Origin of the sequence: Actinoplanes sandaracinus, from assembly GCF_030009775.1 — a bacterium.
Taxonomy (GTDB): domain Bacteria; phylum Actinomycetota; class Actinomycetes; order Mycobacteriales; family Micromonosporaceae; genus Actinoplanes; species Actinoplanes sandaracinus.
Window position 1 is genome coordinate 1 of the sequence record NZ_JASCTH010000018.1, and the last position, 17,741, is coordinate 17,741.

Below are 17,741 nucleotides of genomic sequence, written 5' to 3' on the forward strand. Positions count from 1 at the left end.
GGCAGGCGCATGCCATGAGTGAGTCACACCGAACCTGCGGTGGACAGCCGCGAGCGAGCGATCCCACCGGTCACCTCGACCAAGCCTGGCCGGGCTGCGGTCGTAGATCAATGAAACAAGTAGCCGCCGAGCGTGCGCAGGCGACTCGCCGGGCCGTGACGCTCGGTGACCGGTCTGCTGGCTGTCAGACGTGCTGAACTGCCGATGAGAGTGCGTTTGCGCATCGGCGGATCCAGGCGAGTTGGGCGTGGCTCCGTTCCAAGAGCCCGATTTCAAGCGAAGGCGTGCCACTCGCTCTACCGTTCGTAGGGTGGACGACCTGATGAAGGCCAAACACCTTCTGGACGACCTGGGCGAGATCGTCTGTCTTACCTTTATCAAGGGTGTGGACGAAGCCGAAGCCCTGCGTCGGCTCGGCGGCTATCCAGACACGATCAGCGAGCAAGCCCCTGACCTATTGATGGAAAGGTTGCAGGACAGCGGCGACGACATTCAGATTGGATTTTCGGTCGGCCTTGGCCCGTGGTCGCTGGTCATCGAGCCGGAGGGTTTTTGTGGGGCCGATCACGTCCTACTGAAAGCGGCCTCAACAGGCGTCGAAGCCATCTCCGTGCTCCGCCACGACTACGCTCATGCGGCATTTGCCTATGCTGTGGATGGTGACCTGGTCACCGGTTTCGAACCGGGCTACCCGGATCTGTCTTCGATGCACGGCACCGACTCCCATCGCCTGTGGCCGATGATGCGACAGATCGGCTTCCACCCGCCCACCGAGGAGGACGGCGAAGAGGTTTGGTCAACTAGCGTGGCCAGAGCCCTGGTGCTGGCACAACAGATAACGGGCGTGACCCTACCTTCCGAGCCGCTCAGCCGGCCAAGGCTGCACGCCGAACTGGAACCTTGGTTCGCTGTGCCGAATCATCCCGAAGACATGCTGACCGCTGGGCGTTTCACCCTTAACCCGCACGCAGCTCCGCTCGTTGCCGCCGTCGAGGCAGCCGACTCCCGTGCACAGCGCAAACTTGCCCTTGCCGAAGTGCGCCGGCAAGCCATTGCCCTGGGCGTTATAGACACCCCAGGCCTCAACGACGTACTACGCGCCGCCTCAGACGGCGAATTTCTACCGATCCGCAGTGACTCACCACTCGGACAGCACGTCCGGATCTGGCTCGCCACCAGCCGAAACGCGAGAAATATTGACCCTGAGCAACAACGGCATGCCAACGCTCTGGGCTGGTTTACTGGCGCATTGCGAGGCGTACTCAACCCTGATTCGAGATTCGCAGCACTCGCCGCAGTAAAACCACTCACCTCGGGTATCCCGGGACTAAGCGACCACCACCTCCAAAGGCAGGCAATCGAGGCCCTCCGCGGCTAAGCAGGTTCTTCGGGCCAGGCAAGCATCGATTGCGGCACTTAGACGAAGCAGATCAAGGTTTGGTCTGCTGCGACCCACGATGGACTACCTGCGCCTTCTGCAGCAGAGGTCTGACCGTCCTCTCAAGCGGGGTTGAGGTCTGGCGAGAGTTGGTAGGTGTTCCAGCCGGCAGTAGCCAACATCGTCACGCCAGTGGATTGCAGCTGAAGTGCCTCGTCGGTGTATCGGTGACTTCGTGTCTCCGCTGACGCCCCGGTCACCTGGTTGGTGATGATGGCGCCGCTGCGCATTGAGCGTCGAGCTCTGGCGATCAGTCGCCTCCAGAGTTCGAGATCGGCGGAGTCGTAGGTTATGGCGCCCAAGGCAGACTCGCGTATGCCCTCGGCGGTATGTCTACCCAGATTGAGGATCAACGCACCTGTGTTAGCTTCGGCCAGTTCGCGAAAGCGGAGATCGTTGCCGAGGTGTAGGGGTCGTCGGCTGAGCATGACGAAGTCAGGAAGCGGAATAATTGCCAACGCGGCGGTGAAGTCGCCGTCGCGGACGGCAACTTGCTCGTCGGGGAACAGCCGACCCAGCGCGGCTGCTAGGTCGTGCTCTTTCGCCCAACTGGCGACCATGTTGATCGCTTCTGGTCCGCAGGCGTGGAACTGCAGTCCTACCTGACGGTGTCGCGGTGGAGGCGTATCCGCTCCGGTCTCAGCCACCCCGGGATCATCGCACCGGAGGCTACGGCGCAGTGCACTTACCTGCCGCTGACATCGCGCTCTGACCCCAAGCCGTTCTACGAGGCTGAGCGGCAACCAAGTAGCCGGACCCGCCGATTCCTACCGGGCGCCGGAGTCGTCGGAACATCGTCTTCGATGCCTCCCCTAACGATGTAGGTCGCCGGCGCGTCCTTGGATGACGTAGCTTTGACTCCGCGTAGCGAATTTGGCAGGTAGTCGAGTACGACCTGGTAGAACCTGACCATGATCGAGTTTGCGGCACACGAAGTGATGGCCAGTCGGGAACTTCTGGCAATGTCCGTTCGAGACGCGCTTGCGGCAGCCGGGCTTCCCGTCGTGTCTCCCCACATGAGCCCTCAGCTCATCCATGGGGGTGCGGAGGTCCGAGCCGACAAACTCGCGGACTGCCATGCGCCAGTGCGCATTGATTGGCACCCCCACCACGAACTGACGGAGGCTGCCATGAAGGCAGGCGTGGACACGCCGGCCTTCATTCATCTCATGATTGTTCTTGAAGGCATGCTTCGCGTCATGAAGGAGATCCTTTCCGCGGAGGGCTTCGAAGCTCGTGACAGCACCAACGATCTCGGTCCGTTCGGTATCGAGGTCCTCGGTCGGCTGGATCGTACTTCTGGTTGGACGACGTCCAGCCTCATCAGCAGCATCGACTTCCAGGGTCCAACGTCCTGATCTGCCGCGGGTAGGGCGATCGTCAACGCACTCGGCGTCAAGGCATCTCGATGAAGTCATGCTCAGCCATGGTCGCCACGACGGATTCCAGTGCCTCCTTGGTCACCTTGGGCACCACCACGAGCCGCTCAGTGAAGTAGCCGCGATGCGCAAGACCATCATCTACGCTCTGTAACAGCCTCGTTGCATCGTAGAAGCTGACCGCTCGCTGACCGGAGGCCCAGCGGACGGTGACCTCGATCCAGCCTTTCTGCTCGGTTTCCCACCAGGCGTAGTCGTCCATGTCGACTGGATAGATGATGTAGGGTTCCATTTTGCGAGAGCTCCGTCCAGCAGGTGTAGGGCAATTGGCCAGCCAACAGTGAACCCACCCATCATTGCGGGAGCTGCGACCAACCGATGAGGGGTGCCCGTCGTTCCGACGGACGTCCTCTTCTGCCGCTGATCGGGCGCGATCGCGGCGTTCGAGGCGTCGGCCTCACCGGTCCGAAGGTGTGTGCCCGCGCCGGCCGCGGATGCCGATCACGGCTCCGGAAACCATCGCGGGCCGCAGTGCCCAGACCTGCCAGCAACATCATCGAGCCGACAGCATAGAGACCGGTTGTGTCCGAGCGTGCCACCGCTGGAGTTGAACACTATGCCCTGTCCGCGTTCAGGCCGGCCGCCGCCGTCAGACCGGTGGCCGGTGGTGACGGACCGGCATCTTGTCATGCCGAGTTGAGCGCGCCGTGGAGCCGTCGTTTTCCGGATCTGACTTCGTCGGCTTGCTTCGCTGGGGGCGATGTCGCGTATGAACCGTGGGACATTTGCTTTTTGCGGCGATCGCGGTCGGCGTCTTTCTATCGTCTTGCCCGCATGTTTGTGCTCGGTGGGCTGGAATTGGCGGTGGCAGCGGCGAGTACGGCCGTGGCGAGCCGGTAGTTCTCGGCGGCTCCGCCGCCTCCGCGGTAGGCGAAGCGACGTCGGGTGTAGCTGTAGGCGATGCCGCTGCGGGGATCGGCGAAGGATTGGGCGCCGACGGCGCCGCTGTGGCCGAAGGCGCCGGCGCTGAGGAATGGGTACCGGCTGTGTTGGGCTTCGAAGCCGAGGAGGAAGTGGTCGCGTTCGCCGGTGACGAGATCGATCCCGGTGGCGTGGCGTCTGGTGAACTCGGCAAGGGTGCCCGGGCGTAACAGGGGCTCTCGGTTGTCGACCGGGCTGATCGTCGCGGCGTACATCTTTGCCAGGCCGCGGGCGTTGCCGATACTGCCCGACGAGGTCGGCCCGAATGCCCGCACGGTGCGAGTGTTGGCATAGGCGACCAGGTCGGTGGGTGAGCTGGCGTTGAGATTGAAGGCGATGCCGGTGAGGCTGTTCCCGTCCGGTAGGTCGGCTTCGGCTCGGGCGAGCTGCTCGGGTGCGAGCGGCTGGACGGGGAGGTAGCGGCATTCGAGCGCTTGCGGGAGCCCGAGGTAGAAGTCGAGTTCGTACGGGTCACGGATGCGATCGGAGTACATCTGCTGGATGCTCTGCCCGGTGGTACGGCGGACCACCTCGTTGACCAGGGCACCGACGACGAAGGCGTGGTAGCCGTACGCGGTGCCCGGTGGCCAGAACGGGCGCTGGCCGGCGAGGCGTTGCGCGATCAGGTGGTCGTCGGCGAGTTCCTCGGTGCTGAAGCCGCCGTCAACGCCGACCAAGCCGGCCCGGTGCGCGAGCAGGTCTCGCAGGGTGATGCGGTCCTTGCCGTGAGCGGCGAACTCCGGCCACAGATGCGCGACCGGTCGATCGAGGTCGAGCACGCCGTCCTGAGTCAGCAGCGCCGTGACCAGGTAGGCGGCGCCCTTGCCGGAGGAGTAGAGAGCCAACAAGGAGTCGCCCTGCATCTCGCTGCCGGCCCATAGATCGACTACCAGCGTCCCGTTGAGGTAGGCCGCTAGCTGCGCGCCCGGCTCATTCTGCTGAGTGACGACGGCGGTGAACTCGTCGCGGACCGATTCGAAGCCGGCCGCGATCGTGCCGTGTACAAGGCTTCTGTCAGACATGACGATCCCTCCAGGTTCGCCGGGCGGAGGTTAGGCGGCAACCGGTGCCGCGTCGTCCGGCCGCGCCATGCTGACCGCACGGGCGAAACGCACTACCCGGTTTACCTGGACGCGGGCGGCCGCTCGGGTGACTTCATCGACCGGGGCGGTCCCGCCGGCGTCGTGGTGCGACGTGCCGTACGGATTGCCGTCGGCGAACTTGGCCGGGTGGGTGTAGCCCGGGGCCACCACGATCCCGCCGAAATGATGGAACGTGGTGGTCAGCGCGAGCAGTGTGGACTCGTGACCACCGTGCAGGGTGCCGGTGGAGGTGAACCCGCTGTAGACCTTGTCGGCGAGCAGGCCCTGCTGCCATACGGCGCCGAGGGTGTCCAGGAACTGCTTGAGTTGCGAGGAGATGTTCCCGAATCGGGTGGGTGAGCCGAGGATGACCGCGTCAGCCCAGATCAGATCTTCCACGGTGGCGACAGGGATCTCGGCAGTAGCGGCGACGTTGGCGGCCCACGCCGGGTTGCCCGCGATGACGGACGGCGACGCGAGTTCGGCTACCTGACGGAGCCGCACCTCGGCCCCTGCCTTCTCGGCTGCGCCGGCCATCTCCTGCGCGATGTGAGCGATGTGGCCGGTGGCCGAGTAGTAAACGATCGCGACTTTGACGCTGCGGTTCATGGACACACTGCTCCCCTGGCTGGGACGACGGTGCCGGCCGGATTCCTTGATCGGCCGGTGCCAGGAACGGTATAGTCATCACCAAATACAGTCAACAGAGGTGACTATCACCTTCAGGGACCAACGGAGATGGTGGTGCGGCGCAGCGAACGCAAACAAGGCGACCCGGATCTCGGCGTGCTCGCCGGACAGCTGCTGTTCGCCGTTCAGGAGCAGCTGTTCGAAACGCTCGCCCACCAGGGCCACTCGCACCTTCGCCCTCAGCACGGGGCGGTCCTGGCCTACCTCGACCCGGAAGGCAGTCGCGCGACCGACATCGCCCGGCACAGCGGCCTGCACAAGCAGGTCGTCGGCAAACTGCTCGACGAACTCGAGACCCTCGGCTACGTCGAACGCCGCCCCGACCCCGCAGACAGGCGGGCCAAACTCATCCTGCCCACCGCGCTGGGCCTGGACCAGATGACCCGCTCCGACGCGATCCTCGCCGCCGTGGAACAACATCACGCCGACGCTATCGGCGTCGAAGCGTACGCCGCGTTCAAAAGACTGTTTACGCACGTCGTTAGACAGCAACGCGCCTGGCGCGACCAGGCGTGAGCTTTCCTCGCAATCGGACGAGAGCACAGGCAGCCGCACTCATTTGGCCGCATGCAACGCGCGGCCGGGGAGTACCGCCCCAGCCGCGCCCGGATCACTGGGAGTCACGCAACGTCGTCGACACCAGTGACGCGACGAGTTCGGCTCTGGCACCAGCACCCTGGAGAACACGCTGGATTCTTCTACCGGGCGGAGCCGCAGGGTTGAACGCCAAGCTGAGGCGCGCTTTTTCAACAAGCGCAGAGCGAGGCGAGATCCATGTGCCGTCCGGCCGCACGTCGCGGCCCAGCCATCCCTGGTGAAGCACGCCTCAGACGTGCAGGACCCGCAGGAACGCCTCGGTCAGATGCTCCGCGGCCTGATCCGCCGACCAGGCGAGGGTGTGGGTGAGGTCGACGACCACGCGCTCGTCGAAGATGGTCACCCACATCAGGACGGCGAACCGGACGTCCTGCGGCGGCACTCGGCCGCCGGTGATCGCGGCCTCGACCAGACCGTCGAGGCGGTCGTAAAGGCCTCCCACGACGGGGTCGGCGGCTCCGCGGCGGGCCAGGACGCCGCGCGGGGAGCGTACGTGCACAGCTGCCGCGCCCCACCGGGATGCCTGGGTGACCCACTCCTGGCAGACCGCGCGGATCGCCGCGACCGGATCCTCCGGGGCCGGCAGGCGGTCGAAGGCGGCCAGCAGGTCGGCGATCAGGTCGGCGAAGAAGGCGTCGATCGCGCTGTCGGTGTCGGCGAAGTTCCGGTACGCGGTAGCCGTCGACACCCCGGCCAGCCCGGCGGCCTCGGCCAGCGAGAAACCGGTGCCCCGCTCGGCCAGCAACTCCCCCACCGCGGCGAGCAGCGCCGCCCTCCGCAGCCGTGCGTCTCCGCGCCGGGGCTGGCGGTCCTCCCGGGTCTGCGCGGCTGACATACCCGAAATCCTAGGGGTGCCCGCGGAACCCGGACGTTCGAGCACACCGGGAAAGGAACGGGGCGGCGCCTGTGTGGCGGATCACCGGAGTTTTCGGCCGTTGTAACAGAGGCGAAAAGGATCTCCCGCAGACTGAGAAGTGAGAAAACATTCTCAGTTACTTCGGGAGGCAGGTCCATGTCCACAAGACGAACCCGCGTCGCGGTGATCGGGGCCGGTGCAGTCGGCACGGTGGTCGCGGCGGCGGCAGTGGACGCCGGGCACGACGTGGTGGTCTGCGCGCGACGGCGAATCGATCGCCTGGTCGTCGAGCGGGCCGACAGCGTGCGCGAGATCGACGTGCCGGTGCTGGTCGACCCGACCGAGGCGACCGAGGTCGACTGGGTGCTGCTGGCGACCAAGGCGCAGGACGCGGCGGGCGCGGCGGCCTGGTTCGGACCGCTGATCGGCCCGAACACGACACTCGTCGTGCTGCAGAACGGTGTCGACCACGCCGAGCGCATCGAGCCGCTGGCGCCACGCGGGACGCGGGTGCTGCCGGCGCTGGTCTACGTCGCGGCGGAGTCGCTCGGCTCCGGGCACGTGCTGCACCGGATGGGCGCGCGGATCACCGTGCCGGGCGCGCCGGGCACCGCCGACGCCGCCGCCACCCGGTCGACGTTCGCCGAGGCCGCTCCCCGCGTCACCGGCCGGGCCAACCCGGCGGCGACCGACCCCGCCGAACGGTTCGCGGCACTGCTGGACGGCTCGTGGCTGCACGTGGAGCGGGTGGCCGACTTCCCGACGGCGGCCTGGCGCAAGCTGCTCACCAACGTCGGCGCCAACCCGGTCACCTCCCTGACCATGAAGCGGATGTCGGTGATCCAGCACGAGCCGGCGGTCCGCGAGCTGACCCGCGCCCTGCTCGACGAGGCGATCGCCGTCGGCCGGGCGGCCGGCGCCCGCCTCTCGGAGGCCGACGTCGAGCACACCCTGGAGATCTACGACGGCTTCGCCGCCGACGACGGCACCTCGATGCTGTACGACCGGGAGGCCGGCCGTGCCACCGAACACGAGCTGATCACCGGCGCGGTGGTCCGGCTCGGCGAGCAGCACGGCGTTCCGGTGCCGCTGAACCGGGCCATTCTCGCCCTGATGCACGGCGTCAACCACAAGTGACCCGCGCGCCGGTCACCGCGGCCTGATCGACACGGTCGCGGTGACCGCGCCGGTGATGACCTGACCGGTCTCGCCGGTGCGGGCGGTCCCGGTCACCGCAGCCGGGGGTCAGCTCGCGGAACCGGCATTGACAATCCTCCGGAAGCGATTCCAGACTGGCCCCACCGATCGATCATCATCGAACGTTGAGGGGGCCGGAGTGAAGATCGTCGACGCCCGGGTGATCGTGACCTGCCCGGACCGCAACTTCGTCACCCTGAAGATCGTGACCTCCTCCGGGATCACCGGGGTCGGTGACGCCACACTCAACGGGCGCGAACTGGCCGTCGCGTCCTACCTGCGTGACCATGTCGTGCCGGTGCTGATCGGGCGGGACGCCTCGCGGATCGAGGACACCTGGCAGTACCTCTACAAAGGCGCCTACTGGCGGCGCGGCCCGGTGACCATGTCGGCCATCGCGGCGGTCGACACCGCCCTGTGGGACATCAAGGGCAAGGTCGCCGGGTTGCCGGTCTACCAGCTCCTCGGGGGCCGGTCACGGTCCGGGGTGACCGTCTACGGCCACGCGAACGCGCCGGACGTCGATTCCGTGTTGTCGGAGGTCGCGGCCTACGTCGACCTGGGGTACCAGGCGGTCCGGGTGCAGACCGGCATTCCCGGGCTGGAGAGCACCTACGGCGTCGGCAAGGACCAGATGTTCTACGAGCCGGCGGACGCCGCGCTGCCGAGTTCGAACGTCTGGTCCACCGCCCACTACCTGGACCATGTCCCACGGGTGTTCGCACGAGTGCGGTCCGAGTTCGGGCCGACGCTCCGCCTGCTGCACGACGTGCATCACCGGCTGACCCCGATCGAGGCGGCCCGGCTCGGCAAGAGCCTGGAACCCTACAACCTGACGTGGATCGAGGATCCCGTGCCCGCCGAACTCCAGGAGGGGTTCCGCCTCATCCGGCAGCACACCACCACGCCGATCGCCGTCGGCGAGGTCTTCAACACGATCTGGGACTGCCAGCAACTGATCACCGAGCAGCTCATCGACTACATCCGCACCACGGTCGTGCACGCCGGGGGCATCACCCACCTGCGGCGCATCTTCGACCTGGCCGCGCTCTACCACGTCCGCAGCGGCTCGCACGGCGCCACCGACCTGTCGCCCGTCTGCATGGCCGCCGCCCTGCACGTCGACCTGGCCATTCCCAACTTCGGCCTGCAGGAGTACATGCGCCACACCCCGGCCACCGACGCCGTCTTCCCACACGGCTACCACTTCGCCGACGGATACCTGCACCCGTCCGAGGAACCGGGGCTCGGCGTCGACATCGACGAGGAACTGGCCGCGCGGTACCCGTACCGCCCCGCCTCCCTGCCGGTCAACCGCCTGGAGGACGGAACCATGCACAGCTGGTGACCGGCGATGAGTTTCCTCTCCGGAGCCGGTCTACCTTCACAGTCCGGCTCTGGAGAGGAAGACACCGATGGGCGTACCCGAGGTTCTGATGGACGGCATCCGGTTCGGCGAGTCGCCGCGCTGGCACGAGGGGCGGCTATGGTTCTCCGACTGGGGCGCCGGCCAGGTCATCGCCGTCGGCCCGGACGGCCGCCATGAGGTGACGGCGACCGTCGCCTCGTTCCCGATGTGCATCGACTTCCTGCCGGACGGCCGCCTGATCATCGTCGACTCCGCCCGGCGCCGGCTCGTGCGCCGTGAGCCGGACGGATCGCTGACCGAGTACGCGGATCTCGCCGCGGCCGGCGCCACACCGTGGAACGACATCGTGATCGGCGGCGACGGCAGCGCCTACGTCGGGAACATCGGCTTCGACTTTCCCGGCGGAGAGTTCGCACCGGGCTTCCTCGCCCTGGTCACACCGCAGGGAAAGGTGGTCCGGGCGGCGGACGGCCTCGCCTTCCCCAACGGCATGGTGATCACCCCGGACGGGACCTCGCTGATCGTCGCCGAGTCCTACGCGCAGCGCCTGACCGCCTTCCGGATCGGCCCCGACGGCCGTCTCAGCGACCGGCGGACCTGGGCGGAGACGCCCGGCGACCACCCCGACGGCATCTGCGCCGACGCCGACGGGGCGATCTGGTACGCCGACGTCGCCAACCAGCACTGCGTCCGCGTCCGGGAGGGCGGCGAGGTGCTGTCGACCGTCCGCACCGATCGCGGCGCGTTCGCGTGCGCTCTCAGCCGGGGTCCCGACCCGTGCCTGTTCATCGTCGGCCAGAACTACGGCGACGGCGAACCGGCCGGGCCCACCGGCCAGGTCGTGACGGTCCCGGCCCCCGCGCCGGGAGCCGGACGCCCCTGACCCGCGACCGCCGGCGGGCCGGGACTCACCGGCACTCACCGGCACTCACCGGCACTCACCGGTCGAGAGGCTGCCAGGAGATCGAGAGCCAGGCTCGCCGGAGCAGAGCCGTCAGTGGCTCGTTGCCGGGGAACGGCACGTCGTCGACGGCGGCGATCGGCTGGTCGGGGCAGTGCGAGTTGGTCGCGGCGGCGCCCGCCAGGCCGGGCAGGTCGGCGACCGTGAGCCGGGCGGTCGTGTCGGGGACGCCGAGTTCGTGCAGGGCGCGGCGCAGAACCCGCATGGTGATGCCGGCCAGCATCGGCGCCTCGGGCCAGACGACCTGTTCGCCGTTCCAGAACACCACGTTCCAGACGGAGCCCTCGAGGACGGTCCCGTCGCGCCCGGTGAAGAGGACATCGTCGAAGCCGGCCCGCCGCGCCTTCAGATGATGGTGGGTGAGGCCGAACGTGGCGCGGTGCTTGAGGTGCGGCACCTCGCGTTCGTAGTGGACGGTGCGCACTCGCAGCGGCGGTTTCCGGTCGTCCCGGACCGGTCCGGCGACCGACACCATGACGTCCATGCCGGACAGCACGGTGACGCGGACGGAGGCGTCCCGATCGTCGCGCAGGGCGTGACCGATCAGCTCGATGATCGTGTCGTCGGAGGGCGCGGGGCTGTCCGGGAAGACCTCCCCGGAGGCCGCACGGAGCCGCTCCAGGTGCAGGTCCAGGCCGGCCACGGCCCGATCACGCACCTGCATGGAGGTGTAGTGGCCGTGGTTGCCGACCGCGGCCCGGTGCAGTGCCTCCACGGATGGTGGGGCACCGTTGATCTCGACATGAGTCACTCGGTCATGTCTACCGGTCCGGCGCGGGGACGGGGCGAGCGGGATCGACGGTGACGCGCGCACTCCCACACCCGGCTGACACGGCCGGGCGCGGGCGGGGCCCGCCGCCGGCGGGCCGGTGAGTCGTGGCCGGCCCTGTCGGTCAGGCGTTGGAAGGTGTCGTACCCGGCGCGGGCGAACGCGGCCGCCATCGGCCGGTTGCCGACGTCGGTGGCCGCCCGGATCCGGGGCACACCCTGGTCGGCGAGCAGGCGGGTGCCCTCGGCCAGCAGGTCGTCGATGTAGCCGTGGCCGCGGTGGGCCGGCGCCACCCCGATGTAGGCGATGATCGGGTTGTACCCGTTGTGGGCGGGGATGACGAACCCGACCGGATCACCGTCCGGCAGCGTCGCGATCCGCCACCAGTCCCGCGGGCTGGGGTACATCTCCAGTTCGGTGCGGTACTGCTCCTCGGCGCACTCGCGCGGTGTCATCCGGGTCAGCTCGTCGCGGCTGTGGGCGTCGAGCGACCCGTCCAGCACGAGCGTCATCAGGTCGATCAGCTCGCCGGCCTCACGGGGCGCCCGGAAGGACAGCCGCCCGGCCGGGGCCGGGATCGGGGTGCCAGGGTGCCACTGCAGGCGCAGACGCTCGACGAACAGTTTCGCGCCGGCCTGTTCGAGCACGTCCATCCAGGTGTCGGCGGCGGATCGGCGCCAGTCCGGCGCGACGAAACGGGTGAACTCCGGAGCCGGGGTGGGCAGCGCCGCTTCCAGCAGGCGCAGCCCGTCGTCGAGATAGCCGTCGGCGACGTCGAAGATGTCCATGACGAGGGGGTGTTCGCCGCCGGGGCGCGACCACCAGCCGGCGCGGGCGGTCACCCGGCCGCCGCGCAGGGCGAGCCACAACCACTCGGGGCGGCGGCGCCCGGCGGCCAGGTCACCGGCGATCTCCTGATTGAGGACGTACGGGTAGGAGTTGAAGTCGTCCAGTTCGTCGGGCAGGACGGCGGGACGGATGGTCAACGATGTCAAGGCGTACTCCATGAAGAGGCGCCCTCACTCCGCTCCGGGCATGCTGCCGGCTGTGGTCAGCCGTTCGCCCGGGAGGAGGCGAGCGCGGTGTGTGTGCGGTACATCGCTCAGCCCTCCTTCCTGTTCTCGATCTTGGACGGAGAGTCCAACAGACGGCCCGCCGGCCCGCAACCCATTTACCGCTGAGATCCCGGGCAGGCATGGAACCGTCCACCAGCCGCTGCGCGGGAACGCCCGGATCCGGTTCACCTCTGCGGCCCAGTCTTCCGTGTCGGCGATCGGCCGGACCCATGCGGCTTCAGCGGCCGCCGGAGCGTTCGGCGCCGATCCCGGCGGTGACGACCAGGGCGATGCCGGCGACGGCGGCCCATCCGGGCGCCTGGTGCAGCAGAACGAAACCGACCACCACCGCGATCGCGGGCTCCAGGCTCATCAACGTCCCGAAGGCTGCGGTGGTGAGACGCCGCAGGGCGAAGAACTCCAGGATGAACGGCACTACGGGCAGCAGGACCGCGAGGAACAGCCCCGACACCAGGATGTCGGCCGTGAGGTGACCGGCCAGCGACGGCGCGGCGATCAGCGTGGCGGCGACTCCGGCCACCGGCATCGAGATCGCCAGGCCACGAAGCCCGGACACCTCGTCCCCGACGCGCTGGGTGAGCAGGATGTACGCGGCCCAGCACGCCGCCGCGCCGAGCGCGAACAGCACGCCGAGCGGATCGACGGAACCCTGCCAGGGCGAGGTCAGCAGCAGCACCCCGGCGCCGGCGAGCAACGGCCAGAGCGGGCGCCGGCCGCGGGCCACGGCCACCCCGAGAGGTCCGAGGAACTCCAGCGCGCTCGCGGTGCCGAGCGGCAGCCGTTCGACCGCCAGCATGAACAGCACCGTCACTCCCGCGGTGACCACGCCGAGCGCGACCGAGGAGGTCAGCCCGGCCCGGCTGATGCCGGACAGCCGGGGCCGGACCAGCATCAGCAGGAGTACGCCGGCCCACGCCAGCCGCAGTCCGGCGGTACCGAGCGCGCCGATCTCGGCGGCCAGGCCGACGGAGACGGCGAGACCCAGTTGCACGCAGGCCATCGAGGCGAGCGCGAAACCCGTTCCGGTGCGGGCGGCGGTCCGGGGCGGTGTGGCGAGCATGGTCATGCGCAGTAGTAGACGACCCGGAAACCGTTCGCGTCCACGTGACAATGTTGGACACACCGTTCAGCCACGATGAACAATGCCGGGATGGACGTCCGCCGCCTGGAAACCCTGCTGATGCTGTCGCGCCTCGGGTCGATGCGCGCGGTCGCCGCTGAGATGTACACCACCACCTCGACGGTGTCGCAGCAGATCGCCGCGCTCGCCCGGGAGGCGGGCACGCCGCTGATCGAGCCGGAGGGGCGGCGGGTGCGGTTGACCCCGGCCGGGCGGCGGCTCGCCGAGCACGCGGTCACGATCCTCGCCGCCCTGGAGGCCGCCCGGCTCGACCTGGATCCGTCGGCGGAACCCGCCGGGACGCTGCGGGTCGCCGGTTTCGGCACGGCCATCCGGCGGTCACTGATGCCGGTCGTGGCCCGGCTCGCCGCCGACCATCCGCTGGTACGGGTCCGCATTCACGAACACGAACCCGCCGAGGCCCTGGCCCTGATCGCGTCGGACGACCTCGACCTGGCCCTGACATACGACTTCAACCTCGCCCCCGCACCCCTGGACCGCTCGGTGGTGTCGCAGCCGCTGTGGTCGGCCGTGTGGGCGCTGGGCGTCCCCGCCGGTGACCCGGCGGCGGACCAACCGGCTCCTGAGGTCTTCGGGCGTTACCGGGACGCCGAGTGGATCGTGAACTCCCGCGGCGCCTCCGACGAGCAGGTGGTCCGCACGATCGCGTCGATGGCCGGTTTCGATCCGCTGGTCACCCACCGGGCCGACAGCCTGGCCCTGGTGCAGGACCTGGTCGTCGCCGGGCTCGGCGTTGGTCTGCTCCCGGCCGACCAGCCGACCCGTCCCGGCGTGCGCTTACTGCCGCTGCGTGATCCCGAGCCGATCCTGCGCTCCCACGCCGTGGTCCGCGCCGGGCGCACCGGCTGGCCGCCGCTGGCTCTGCTGCTGAGCCTGCTCGCCGTGCCGGTCGCCGGTCACTAAGCGGACCGCCGCATCGTCGTCCGGCGCCCGCGCCTGCAGGGCGAGTTGCCGGGCCTCGTCCGCCTCCGGCACGCCGAGTTCGCGATAGAGCCGCTCGGCCGCGAGCGCCTGCTCCACCGCCGAAGCCCGATCCGCCACGGCTGGTTCTCGGCCCGCCGCCGAGCCCCGGGTGAGCAGCGCCCGAGCCAGCCCGTGACAGGCCCGCGCCTCCTCCGGCCGGTTGCGGGCCGCCGAGGCGAGCGCGCGGGCCGTCTCGTGCTCGGCGACCGCACGCGCCGCGTCGCCGGCCGCCAGAGCCGCCTCGCCGAGCCCGTTGAACGCGGCGGCCTCGTCACTGCGGTTGCCCATCGCGCGGTAGAGGTCGCCGGCTTCCCGGTGCCGGGGCAGCGCTTCCGACGGCCGGCCCTGGTGACGCAACAGCAGCCCGATCTGATTGAGCACCCGCGCCTCCCCCAGCGGATTGCCGTCCTTGCGGTGCAGGGCGAGAGCCAGATCGAGGTGGCGGCGGGCCTCGTCATAACGGCCCAGTTGGTCGAGGATCATGCCGAGGTCGCCGAGGACGAATCCTTCCCGGGCCCGGTCACCCGCGATCCGTGCCAGGTCGAGGGCCTCTTTCAGGTGCTGTTCGGCCTGGGCGCCGTCCCGGTGCCGCCATGCCACGTCACCCAACGTGTGCAGGGCCAGGGATCGCGGGAACTCGTCGGAGGCGACGGCGAGCGCCTGCCCGGCGAACGACGCCGCCTGCTCGTAGTCACCACGCCGCCAGTGCGTCCACGCCAGGTCGGCGAGGGCCCGGCTCTCCACGTCACGGTCACCGTTGAGGCGGCTGCGCTGCAGGGCGGTGCCGTGCAGGACGACGGCGTCGTCGTGGTGGGCCTGCCGGTCCAGGTACGGCCGGAGGGCGTGCGCGAGATGCCCGACGCAAACCTGTGGCCCGTGGACGACGGTCGCGATGATGTTGCCGCGCTCGGCGTCGAGCCAGTCGATCGCCTCGCCCGGCCCGTGGACCGGCTCGATCGGGGTGAGCACGGGTGGCAGGCCGGGCCGGTCGCCGATGTTGCCGGGATAGAGCTGCCGCACCGCCGACCGGGACCGGTGCAGGTAGTGCACGAGCAGCCGCATCACCGCGCCGTCCTCGGCGCCGAGCGAGCGGGCGTGCTCGCGCAGCAGGTCGTGCATCGTGTACCGCCCCGGCTCGCGCTGCACCAGCATGTGCGCGTCGAGCAGGTTCTCCAGCAGGTCTTCGGCCTCGGGCACCGGAAGGTCGGCCAGCGCGGCGGCGGCGTGCGGTTCGATGTCGCGGCCCGGGGCCGGGCCGAGCAGCCGGAACATGCGCTGCTCGGCCGGATCGAGCTGCTCGTAGGACACCGTGAACGCGGCCGCGACGCTGCGCTCGGAGGTCGCCAGGTCGGCCAGCCGCAGGCGCCCGGCCAGGTAGGACACCGTCCACCGGGGCCGGTGCTGCAGCCGGGCGCCGGCGATCCGGATGGCCAGCGGCAGGTGCCCGCACAGCTCCAGCACCTCACGGACGGCCTCCGGCTCGGCGGCGGCCCGCTCCCCCACGATGCCGGCGAACAGCGCGGTCGCGTCGCCGGCGGGCAGCACCTCCATGGACAGGGCGCGGGCCCCGTCGAGGTCGACGAGCCGTCGGCGGCTGGTGATCAGCAGCAGGCTCTCGGTGGCGCCCGGCAGCAGCGGTCGCACGTGTGCCCCGTCAGCCGCGTTGTCGATCACCACCACGGCCCGGCGAGCCGAGAGCTCGGCCCGCCACAACGCGGAGCGCTCGGCCAGCCCGGGCGGCATGTCGTTGATCCCGGCCTGACGCAGAAGCGTCTCCAGGGCGGACAGCGGCTCGTGCGCACGCAGGTCGATGAAGAACTGCCCGCCCGGGAACCGGTCAGCGAGCCGGTGGGCGGCGTGCACGGCCAGGGTGGTCTTACCGACCCCGGCCATGCCGTCGATCGTGATCACCTTGCTCTGGCCGCCGGTCACCAGCCGCGAGAGCTCGTCGGCGCGGCCGGTGAAGTCGGGGACGTCGTAGGGCAGGAAGCTCCGGCCACGGCCCGACGGCATGCCGGCGAGCACCGCTTTCTCCACCTCGGCGAACGCGGGACCGGGATCGAGCCCCTGCTCCTCGGCGAGCACCGACCGGTAGGCCCGTGCCGCGGCCAGGGCGTCGGCCTGCCGGCCGGACCGGTGCAGGGCGAGCACCAACTGGCCGGCCAGCCGCTCCCGCAGCGGGTTGGCGGCGACGTGCGCGGCCAGCTCGTCGAGCACCCCGTCGTGCTGCCCGGCCTCGAGCGCCGACTCCATCAGCCGCTCGACGACGGCGAGCCGCCGGTCGTCGAGCAGGGCGCGGGAACTCGCGACGTAGTGGGCGTGCACGTCGGCCAGCGCCTCACCACGCCACAGGCCGAGCGCTTCCCGCAACTGCCCGGCGGCGACCAGGTCGTCGAACTCGTGCACATCGGTGCGGGCGTCGGCCAGATAGCCGCCCGGCCTGGTCTGCAGCACGTCGCGCGCGCCGGCCCGCCGCAACGCGGTGATCGCGGCGTGGATCTGCGACCGGGCCGTGTCGGGCTGGTCATAGCCCCACATGGCGTCGATCAGCCGCTCCATCGGGATCACCCGGCCGGCGTGCAACAGCAGATAGGCCAGCACGGCCCGGTGCCGCGGCGCGATGCCGGGCACCGGCACGCCGTCATCGGTGATCTGCACCGGGCCCAGCAGCCGGAAACGTAGTGCCACGATGCGCCTCCCATCGCCAACGCATCGCGAATGTATCAACGGGGTCCGACAACCTCGGTGCACAGGCAGACGCCGGTACACGAGGAGTGAGAAACGATGCAGGCACGCATGAAGAACCCCGTCACGCTGATCCCCGCCGCGATGCAGCCGATCCAGGAGCTGATCAAGGCCGCCCACTCGCAGAACGTCCCGCAGGAGATCATGGAGCTGGTGCACCTGCGGGTCAGCCAGGTCAACGGTTGCAGCTTCTGCGTCGACGGCGGCGTCAAGAGCCTCCGCAAGCTCGGCGTCAGCGACGAGCGGATCGGCCTGGTCGCGGCGTGGCGGGAGACCTCGTACTACACCGACGCGGAACGCGCCGCGCTCGCCTTGGCCGAATCGGCCACCCGGCTCGCCGACCGCACCGACGCCGTCCCCGACGACGTGTGGGCCGCCGCCACCGAGCACTTCGAGGAGCAGCAGCTCGCGTCGATCCTGATCTGGATCGCCGTGACGAACCTGTTCAACCGCCTCAACGCCCCGATCCGCCAGATCGCCGGTTCCTGGTGACCGCC

General features: G+C 69.4%; 16 protein-coding genes and 1 pseudogene. 8 read left to right on the top strand and 9 right to left on the bottom strand.

The features are described from left to right. Window positions 1-310: 310 nt before the first annotated feature. Window positions 311-1,378: a DUF6461 domain-containing protein gene (locus tag QLQ12_RS25960; protein WP_282763079.1), complete on the top strand. Its 1,068-nt coding sequence runs from the start codon at window positions 311-313 to the stop codon at window positions 1,376-1,378. A gap of 122 nt (window positions 1,379-1,500) precedes the next feature. Here QLQ12_RS25960 and QLQ12_RS25965 read toward each other — a convergent pair whose 3' ends face one another. Then, complete coding sequence (locus QLQ12_RS25965; RefSeq protein ID WP_282763080.1) at window positions 1,501-2,085, bottom strand: hypothetical protein; 585 nt, start codon at window positions 2,083-2,085, stop codon at window positions 1,501-1,503. A 264-nt stretch (window positions 2,086-2,349) separates the two neighbouring features. Here QLQ12_RS25965 and QLQ12_RS25970 point away from each other — a divergent pair, with 264 nt between their 5' ends. Next, window positions 2,350-2,796 (top strand): hypothetical protein, encoded by a 447-nt coding sequence (locus QLQ12_RS25970; RefSeq protein ID WP_282763081.1) that lies wholly within the window; start codon window positions 2,350-2,352, stop codon window positions 2,794-2,796. Between the two features lie 37 nt (window positions 2,797-2,833). On the opposite strand, the gene QLQ12_RS25975 is transcribed toward QLQ12_RS25970, so the two are convergent. The 3 genes from QLQ12_RS25975 to wrbA form a co-directional block, all read right to left on the bottom strand. Further along, on the bottom strand, window positions 2,834-3,109 hold the full coding sequence (locus QLQ12_RS25975) for a hypothetical protein (RefSeq protein WP_282763082.1): 276 nt from the start codon (window positions 3,107-3,109) through the stop codon (window positions 2,834-2,836). Window positions 3,110-3,635: 526 nt separating this feature from the next. Continuing rightward, a complete protein-coding gene (locus QLQ12_RS25980) occupies window positions 3,636-4,820 on the bottom strand; it encodes a serine hydrolase domain-containing protein (protein ID WP_282763083.1) in 1,185 nt (394 codons plus the stop codon). Window positions 4,821-4,850: 30 nt separating this feature from the next. Further along, window positions 4,851-5,489, bottom strand: a complete 639-nt coding sequence (gene wrbA, locus QLQ12_RS25985; protein ID WP_282763084.1) for an NAD(P)H:quinone oxidoreductase — start codon at window positions 5,487-5,489, stop codon at window positions 4,851-4,853. A 129-nt stretch (window positions 5,490-5,618) separates the two neighbouring features. Between wrbA and QLQ12_RS25990 the strand changes: the two genes are divergently transcribed. Then, the gene (locus QLQ12_RS25990) at window positions 5,619-6,086 is read left to right on the top strand and encodes a MarR family winged helix-turn-helix transcriptional regulator (RefSeq protein ID WP_282763085.1); all 468 of its coding nucleotides are present in this window, start codon (window positions 5,619-5,621) and stop codon (window positions 6,084-6,086) included. A 310-nt stretch (window positions 6,087-6,396) separates the two neighbouring features. On the opposite strand, the gene QLQ12_RS25995 is transcribed toward QLQ12_RS25990, so the two are convergent. Further along, window positions 6,397-7,002 (bottom strand): TetR/AcrR family transcriptional regulator, encoded by a 606-nt coding sequence (locus QLQ12_RS25995; RefSeq protein WP_282763086.1) that lies wholly within the window; start codon window positions 7,000-7,002, stop codon window positions 6,397-6,399. Between the two features lie 177 nt (window positions 7,003-7,179). On the opposite strand from QLQ12_RS25995, the gene QLQ12_RS26000 reads away from it, so the two are divergent. The 3 genes from QLQ12_RS26000 (at window position 7,180) to QLQ12_RS26010 (ending at window position 10,472) form a co-directional block, all read left to right on the top strand. Then, a complete protein-coding gene (locus QLQ12_RS26000; RefSeq protein ID WP_282763087.1) occupies window positions 7,180-8,160 on the top strand; it encodes a 2-dehydropantoate 2-reductase in 981 nt (326 codons plus the stop codon). Between the two features lie 199 nt (window positions 8,161-8,359). Then, window positions 8,360-9,568 (top strand): D-mannonate dehydratase ManD, encoded by a 1,209-nt coding sequence (manD, locus tag QLQ12_RS26005; RefSeq protein ID WP_282763088.1) that lies wholly within the window; start codon window positions 8,360-8,362, stop codon window positions 9,566-9,568. 67 nt (window positions 9,569-9,635) lie between these two features. Further along, the gene (locus QLQ12_RS26010) at window positions 9,636-10,472 is read left to right on the top strand and encodes an SMP-30/gluconolactonase/LRE family protein (RefSeq protein WP_282763089.1); all 837 of its coding nucleotides are present in this window, start codon (window positions 9,636-9,638) and stop codon (window positions 10,470-10,472) included. Between the two features lie 55 nt (window positions 10,473-10,527). On the opposite strand, the gene QLQ12_RS26015 is transcribed toward QLQ12_RS26010, so the two are convergent. The 3 genes from QLQ12_RS26015 to QLQ12_RS26025 form a co-directional block, all read right to left on the bottom strand. Further along, a complete protein-coding gene (locus QLQ12_RS26015) occupies window positions 10,528-11,301 on the bottom strand; it encodes an aminotransferase class IV (protein WP_282763090.1) in 774 nt (257 codons plus the stop codon). Continuing rightward, window positions 11,298-12,314: a GNAT family N-acetyltransferase gene (locus QLQ12_RS26020; RefSeq protein ID WP_282763091.1), complete on the bottom strand. Its 1,017-nt coding sequence runs from the start codon at window positions 12,312-12,314 to the stop codon at window positions 11,298-11,300. Before QLQ12_RS26020 ends, QLQ12_RS26015 begins: the two co-directional genes overlap by 4 nt. 298 nt (window positions 12,315-12,612) lie before the next feature. After that, the gene (locus QLQ12_RS26025; protein WP_282763092.1) at window positions 12,613-13,461 is read right to left on the bottom strand and encodes an EamA family transporter; all 849 of its coding nucleotides are present in this window, start codon (window positions 13,459-13,461) and stop codon (window positions 12,613-12,615) included. Window positions 13,462-13,545: 84 nt separating this feature from the next. On the opposite strand from QLQ12_RS26025, the pseudogene QLQ12_RS26030 reads away from it, so the two are divergent. Further along, window positions 13,546-14,355: pseudogene (locus tag QLQ12_RS26030) on the top strand (LysR family transcriptional regulator); the annotation flags it as partial. On the opposite strand, the gene QLQ12_RS26035 reads toward QLQ12_RS26030, so the two are convergent. Further along, on the bottom strand, window positions 14,314-17,187 hold the full coding sequence (locus QLQ12_RS26035; protein ID WP_282763093.1) for a BTAD domain-containing putative transcriptional regulator: 2,874 nt from the start codon (window positions 17,185-17,187) through the stop codon (window positions 14,314-14,316). The pseudogene QLQ12_RS26030 and the gene QLQ12_RS26035 sit on opposite strands and share 42 nt — an antisense overlap. A 96-nt stretch (window positions 17,188-17,283) precedes the next feature. Here QLQ12_RS26035 and QLQ12_RS26040 point away from each other — a divergent pair, with 96 nt between their 5' ends. Further along, window positions 17,284-17,736: a carboxymuconolactone decarboxylase family protein gene (locus QLQ12_RS26040; RefSeq protein ID WP_282763094.1), complete on the top strand. Its 453-nt coding sequence runs from the start codon at window positions 17,284-17,286 to the stop codon at window positions 17,734-17,736. The last annotated feature ends 5 nt before the right edge of the window (window positions 17,737-17,741 follow it).

Excerpts from the sequence above, each read along its gene's own strand:
- QLQ12_RS26000 (WP_282763087.1), top strand. The coding sequence starts at position 7,180 with ATGTCCACAAGACGAACCCGCGTCGCGGTGATCGGGGCCGGTGCAGTC.
- QLQ12_RS25980 (WP_282763083.1), bottom strand. The coding sequence starts at position 4,820 with ATGTCTGACAGAAGCCTTGTACACGGCACGATCGCGGCCGGCTTCGAA.
- QLQ12_RS26010 (WP_282763089.1), top strand. The coding sequence starts at position 9,636 with ATGGGCGTACCCGAGGTTCTGATGGACGGCATCCGGTTCGGCGAGTCG.
- wrbA (WP_282763084.1), bottom strand. The coding sequence starts at position 5,489 with ATGAACCGCAGCGTCAAAGTCGCGATCGTTTACTACTCGGCCACCGGC.
- QLQ12_RS25975 (WP_282763082.1), bottom strand. The coding sequence starts at position 3,109 with ATGGAACCCTACATCATCTATCCAGTCGACATGGACGACTACGCCTGG.
- QLQ12_RS25995 (WP_282763086.1), bottom strand. The coding sequence starts at position 7,002 with ATGTCAGCCGCGCAGACCCGGGAGGACCGCCAGCCCCGGCGCGGAGAC.
- QLQ12_RS25990 (WP_282763085.1), top strand. The coding sequence starts at position 5,619 with ATGGTGGTGCGGCGCAGCGAACGCAAACAAGGCGACCCGGATCTCGGC.
- QLQ12_RS26040 (WP_282763094.1), top strand. The coding sequence starts at position 17,284 with ATGCAGGCACGCATGAAGAACCCCGTCACGCTGATCCCCGCCGCGATG.
- QLQ12_RS25970 (WP_282763081.1), top strand. The coding sequence starts at position 2,350 with ATGATCGAGTTTGCGGCACACGAAGTGATGGCCAGTCGGGAACTTCTG.
- QLQ12_RS26025 (WP_282763092.1), bottom strand. The coding sequence starts at position 13,461 with ATGACCATGCTCGCCACACCGCCCCGGACCGCCGCCCGCACCGGAACG.